The organism is Myxococcus sp. AM011 (assembly GCF_013372595.1).
In the GTDB taxonomy this organism is placed as follows: domain Bacteria; phylum Myxococcota; class Myxococcia; order Myxococcales; family Myxococcaceae; genus Myxococcus; species Myxococcus eversor.
In genome coordinates this window covers 1-5,505 of sequence record NZ_JABXEM010000436.1, presented here as the reverse complement: position 1 = coordinate 5,505, position 5,505 = coordinate 1, and the positions used below count along the sequence as shown (strand labels likewise).

7 protein-coding genes and 1 pseudogene are annotated in these 5,505 nt (G+C 68.7%); all 8 read left to right on the top strand.

The window, feature by feature from the left end; all coding sequences use genetic code 11:
* The coding region (locus HUW62_RS45485; RefSeq protein ID WP_176437998.1) for a hypothetical protein at positions 1-253 on the top strand (253 nt) is incomplete at its 5' end.
* Positions 254-388: 135 nt separating this feature from the next.
* Positions 389-952, top strand: a complete 564-nt coding sequence (locus HUW62_RS45480; protein WP_163867952.1) for a hypothetical protein — start codon at positions 389-391, stop codon at positions 950-952.
* A 90-nt stretch (positions 953-1,042) separates the two neighbouring features.
* A complete protein-coding gene (locus HUW62_RS45475; protein WP_163867953.1) occupies positions 1,043-1,477 on the top strand; it encodes a tetratricopeptide repeat protein in 435 nt (144 codons plus the stop codon).
* A gap of 22 nt (positions 1,478-1,499) precedes the next feature.
* On the top strand, positions 1,500-1,895 hold the full coding sequence (locus HUW62_RS45470) for a hypothetical protein (protein WP_163867954.1): 396 nt from the start codon (positions 1,500-1,502) through the stop codon (positions 1,893-1,895).
* Positions 1,896-1,902: 7 nt separating this feature from the next.
* Entirely contained in the window at positions 1,903-2,739 is an 837-nt protein-coding gene (locus tag HUW62_RS45465) for a sigma-70 family RNA polymerase sigma factor (protein WP_163867955.1), read from the top strand.
* Positions 2,621-3,181: an ATP-dependent helicase HrpB gene (locus HUW62_RS45460; protein WP_240356697.1), complete on the top strand. Its 561-nt coding sequence runs from the start codon at positions 2,621-2,623 to the stop codon at positions 3,179-3,181. Before HUW62_RS45465 ends, HUW62_RS45460 begins: the two co-directional genes overlap by 119 nt.
* Before the next feature lie 107 nt (positions 3,182-3,288).
* Positions 3,289-4,101 (top strand): type III secretion protein, encoded by an 813-nt coding sequence (locus tag HUW62_RS45455; protein ID WP_163867956.1) that lies wholly within the window; start codon positions 3,289-3,291, stop codon positions 4,099-4,101.
* Between the two features lie 72 nt (positions 4,102-4,173).
* A pseudogene (locus HUW62_RS45450) lies at positions 4,174-5,505 on the top strand (hypothetical protein); the annotation flags it as partial.

Sequence of the window (5,505 nt, the reverse complement as noted above, 5' to 3'; positions counted from 1 at the left end):
CCCCTCGGCCCAGGAGCTTCCCGTGCCCTCGTACCCCGCAATCGAGTCGCTCCTCGAGGCGACCCCCGCGGAGGACGTCCGGGCGCTGTTCGATCCGCTGAAGGACAGCCTGGCTGCCCTCAAGGGCCCCAAGGTGGAGGTGGGCAGGAAGGCCCAGGCCGCGCTCACCCACGCGGAGGCCCTGCTGGAATTGCTGGTGGATACCCGCGAGCGGCTGATCGCCGAATCGAAGGGCTCCAAGGGCCGGAAATGACGGGGTTTTCCTGAACAGTCGCGGTTTTTCGCCACGGGCAGGCAACTGGCGGAGGGCTGGGCCGATAATCAGGGAAAGAGCACTGGATCATCCGGGAGCTCTGTCTTTTTCTCGCAGCGCCTGCTGGAGGATGAAATGGCGAAGATCGACAACATGATGGGTCCTGGCGTCCGGCTCTCGACCAACGTCACGACGGCTCGGCAGACCCCGAACACGGGCTTTGGCGCGCGGCTTCAGAACGGCCTGAACAGCGCGGCGGGCGCGGTGGGCACGGGCGTCGGCGCGGTGGCCGGCATGATTCCGGGCGGCCAGATTGTGTCCGCGGCGGTCTCCTCGGTTCACACCCTGTCCAACAACTCGGGCTCCGGCAGCGCGCCCTACGCGGGCGTGATGAGCACCGCGGTGGGCATGGGCGGCGGCACGGTGGCTCCGTCCATGGGCGGCGCCTCGGCCGGCATCGGCGGCGTGGCCGGTGGCATCGGTGGTGGCGTGGCGGGTCCCGGCACGGGCGCGCTCGGCACCAGCACGTCGGAGACCGTGGGCGGCAATTTCTCGCTGAACCAGATGGCGGCGGAGAACTCCAAGCTGCTGAACCTGCAGGCGGCCATCCAGCAGGAGTCGCAGACCTTCACGGCTATTTCCAACGTGATGAAGTCGCGGCACGATTGCATCAAGAACTCCATCAGCAACGTCCGCTAAGCCCTCGGGGCGTGGCGGGCGAAAGCCCGGAGGGGAGGGGAGCGGCGCCGCTTCCCTCCAGGCCGGGCCAGGAAAGGAAGAGCGAAGTCCATGGCGGAGAGCGTCTCGGAGATCTCGAACAGCCTGGTCCCCTTGGGGCGCCAGCAGGCCATGGTGTTGCTGGAGGCCGGCTACCTGTGGCTGGACATGGGGCAGTTCGACAAGGCGAAGGAGATCTTCTCCGGCGCCGCGGCGCTGATGCCTAAGAGCGAGGTTCCGCAGCTGGGCCTGGGCGCCGTGGAGTTCGCGCAGGGCCGTCACGACAAGGCGCTGCAGGCCTACCGCTCCGCGCAGCGACTGGCGCCCCAGGCGTCACTGCCGCGCGCGCACGTGGGCGAGGCGCTCCTGTTCCTGGGCAAGGTGCCGGAGGCGCTCAAGGAGCTCAAGGCCGCCATCGACCTGGAGCCCGAAGGTGACGGGGCCCGTCTGGCGCAGGCGCTCCTCCAGGCGAAGGAAGCGGGAGTCCTGCCTCCCGCGAAGAAGTAGAGGCAGGAGGGGAGCTTCGCCCATGGCTGTCGGTGGCGTTGGACGCGGTGGTGGCAAGGGGCGCGCCGGTGGCGCGAAGGGGGCGTCGTCCGCGGCGCCCACGGGTGGCACGGCTTTTGGCGCCAAGGTGGACAAGGCGGAGTCTCTTGTTGGCGTTTCGGGTCTGGTAGGCTCCAGCAACGTCCAGGGCCCCCAGGCCGCGGATCCGGTCGCCGCGCAGGCGATGGCCATCGCCCGCGGATTGAAGAACGGGGGCTTCAAGAGCAAGGAAGAGGCGACCCGGGCGTTGGTCGCCGAAGTCCTGAAGGAGAAGCTGCGCATGAAGTCCTCCTCCCTCACCACGAAGATCGCGGACGCACTGCAGGATGACCCGAGGCTGAACCAGGTACTCGAGCGGCTGTGGTCCAAGGCCGAGTGAGCAGCGCTTGCCACTGGGCGAAGACAGGAAGGCCATTCTCACCAAGTACGGCCCCTACGTTCGGTCGCTCGCGGCGACCGTGCGCAAGCAGTTCAACGCCCAGCTCGAGCTGGATGAGCTGGTGGCGTACGGACAGATAGGACTGCTGGAGGCCGCTGAACGATTCGACCCGAAGGTGGGAGCCAATTTCCTCACCTTTGCCCACTACCGCATCAAGGGCGCCATCTTCGACGGCTTGAGGAAGATGGGGGTGTTGAGGGGTTCCGACGCCCGCAACGCGTACGTGGGCGAGCGGGCGGCGGCATACCTGGGCAATTTGTCGGACCGGGAGTCGGGCTCAAGCAACCGGGGCAGCTCATTCGACGATGATGTCAGTGACATCTCGGATGCTGTCCAAGGCCTGGCGATGGTGTTCGCCTCCAGTCTGGAGGGGGCCGACAACGGCGGGTACACCGACGAGTCGCTGCCGGTGGATGTCCGGATCGAGCAGGAGCAGCTGAAGACGCGGGTGCGGGCGGCGATAGAGAAGCTCCCGGAGAAGGAGCGAAAGCTTCTTCAGGGGTACTACTTCCAGGGCAGGACGCTGGAAGAGGCGGGGTCGGAAATCGGGCAGTCGAAGAGCTGGGCGTCGCGGCTTCATGCGCGGGCCATCGACCGCCTCAAGGAACTCTTGAACGAGGAGGAGGAACTTCCCCCTACCTCGACGGATGCAAGGAGGCTGTCACATGGCGGGTCCGATGGCGGGCATCTCCGCGGCGCAGGTGGCGCAGCAAAAGCTGCAGGATCAGGGCGTCCAGCAGACGAACAAGGCGGGGGCGTCGAAGTTCGACGGAGTTCTCGCTGACAAGTCGCAGGGCGCCGGTCAGGTGGACGCGGCCCAGGGCGTGAACAAGGCCCAGGCGGCGCAGGCGACCCAGAAGACGGACGCCGTCCGCCAGGTGGAGACCGTCAACAAGACGGAGAAGGCGGCCCTGAACAAGGTCAACGCCACCGCCACCCAGCCTGTCTCCGCGAAGGCCGCGGAGCCTGTCGCCGCGAAGACGGAGACGGGGAAGACGGGCAAGGCCTCCGACATGATGACGCAGGTGATTGGCGACCTGGAGAAGGGCCAGGGCAACCTGGAGAAGATCATCTCCCAGGCCTCCAGCGGCAAGCAGTTCTCCAACGCCGAGCTGCTCTCGCTCCAGGCGTCCATGTACCAGTACACCCAGCAGTTGGACCTGACGAGCAAGGTGGTCGAGAAGGCCACCACCGGCCTCAAGGACGTCGTCAAGACGCAGGTCTGATTTCAATCCACCGTCCTCGGTGGCGCTTGGTTGAAGGGCGGCCTCTCCAGAGTTGGAGGGGGCGCCCTTCCGCGTTTTCCGAGGCCCAGGTAAGCTCACGCCCGCCCATGATTCGCCGACCGCATGCGTTCGCCGCCCCGCTCCTCGCCCTCGTGCTCGTGACGGGTTGTCACATCGAGCTGCAGCATGAGCTGAGTGAAGCGGACGCCAACGAAATCTACGTCCTGCTCAGCAAGAACGGCATCAACGCGAAGAAGGAGAAGGAGGAAGGCGGCAACGAGGTCCGGTTCATGATCACCGTGCCCAAGACGGACGCCGCCGAGGCCGCGGAGTTGCTCAAGCTCAACTCGCTGCCCAGGCCCGTGGAGAAGGGGCTGTCGCACTTCGCCAAGGGAAGCATGGTGCCCACCGCCACGGAGGAGCGCGCCATGCTCCTCAAGGCCATGGCGGGCGAGGTCTCCAACGCGCTCAATCAGATCGACGGCGTGCTGGAGGCGCGCGCCATCGTCAGCGTGCCGGAGAACAACGACCTGACGCAGCCGGAGAACAAGCCGATGCCGTCCGCGTCGGTGTTCATCAAGTACCGCATCGTCGAGGGCGGCAAGTCGCCCATCGAGGTCGCCGCGGTGAAGGCCTTCGTGGCCACGGCCGTGCCGGAGATGCGACCGGAGGCGGTGACGGTGCTGATGACCGCGGCGCAGGGCCCCAAGGCGGAGAAGACGGACGAGAACCGGCAGCAGGACGTGCTGGGACTGCGGATGACGGCGTCCAGCGCCAGCCAGTTCAAGATGATGCTGGCGGTGGCCTGCGTGCTCATCCTGGGGATGATGGGACTGACGGGCTGGTCGTTCATGCGCGCTCCCGGTGGCGCTCCCGCCGCGCGCGGCTCCCGTCCCCGCGTCCGTCCGCCCGAGGCCTGACGCCTTCGCGCCCCCGCCAGTGGGGCGCCTCCTTCCTCCCAGCGGGCGTCGGTGGGGCCCGCGAGGTGACGTTTGGACTCGTTCTTCACCTCGCTCAACAAGCGTCAGAGCATGTTGCTCCTGACCGCCGTCACCTTCGGCGGCCAGGAGAGCTTGGGGGCGATGGAGCACCTCCCGACGGAGGAAGGTGAGCTCTTGCGCCACCGCGCGCAGGAGATCCTGCAGATCCCCCGCGACAAGCGCATCCCCGCGCTGGTGCAGGAGATCAAGCGGCTGGTGAAGGACCGGCGCGGTCAGTTGTGGACCGCGGAGCCGGAGCGGCTGGCCGCGCTGCTGCAACGCGAGCGCGGGGCCCTGATGGAGATTGTCCTGCGCGCGCTGCCCTCCGCGATGGCGGAGGCGGTGCGGGTCCACCTGCCGCCGTCTCGCGTGAAGCTGACCCGCGAGGTCCGACCTCAAGTCCTGGACATCGTCCGGTGGCAGTTGGAGGAGGCGCTGGCGCGGGAGTCGAGCGCCTCGCAGTCCGCGGGCTTCAAGTTCTCCGACGTGCTCATGCTCCAGCAGCGGGAGCTGCTCACGGTGAGCGACAGGCTGGGCGCGCGCGTGCTGGGTCCGGCCCTGGCGGGTCTTCCCGACGCGGAGCGGGAGACGCTGCTGGAGGCCCTGCCTCCGGACCTGAAGCTCCTGGCCAGCAAGTCCGTGGCGGCCAATGCGCCGCGCAAGCTCCCGGAGGAGGACGCCCGCGCCCAACTGGAGATGCACGACGGCTTGAAGAACCCGGCCGGCTCCATCCGCAGCGCGGGAGTCCAACGGCTGGCGCGCGCGTGCGTGGCCCAGTCGCCGGAGTTCGCCGCGCGCATGCTGGAGAAGTACCGGGGCGAGTTCGGCAGCCTGGTTGCGAAGTGGGTGCGCGAGGAGCGCATCCGTCCCACCGCGCGCGGCGATGGTGGCCGCACCGACATCGTCATGGACCTGGAGCGGCTGGCCACCCGAGGCCTCATCGAGCGCCCCGTCCGCCTGGCGACGCCGCCCCCGCCGCGTCAGTCCGCCGTGCTGCCGCCCCCGCCGGGCGCGCGCAAGGCCGCTGCCGCCTCCGCCGCCGCGCGTGAGGCTCCTCCCCGTGAAGCGCCGGCGGGTGCCTCCCGCGAGCCCGCGCCGTCCCGCGAGCCCGCGCCGGTGGCACGTGAGGCGGGTGGTTCCGCCGTGCATCGGGAGCCCGTGAGCGCTCCTCGAGAGGGCACGGGCGTGGCTCGCGAGCCGGGCAAGGCGGGCACCGCCACGCGCCGGCCTCCTGGCGCCGATCCCTCGGTGAAGCGCGACTTCATGGCCGAGCGCGCCGCGAGGAGCGCGGGCGCCATGTCCAGCCGGGAGCGGGAGCCTTCTCGTGTCGCGCGTCCCAAGGAG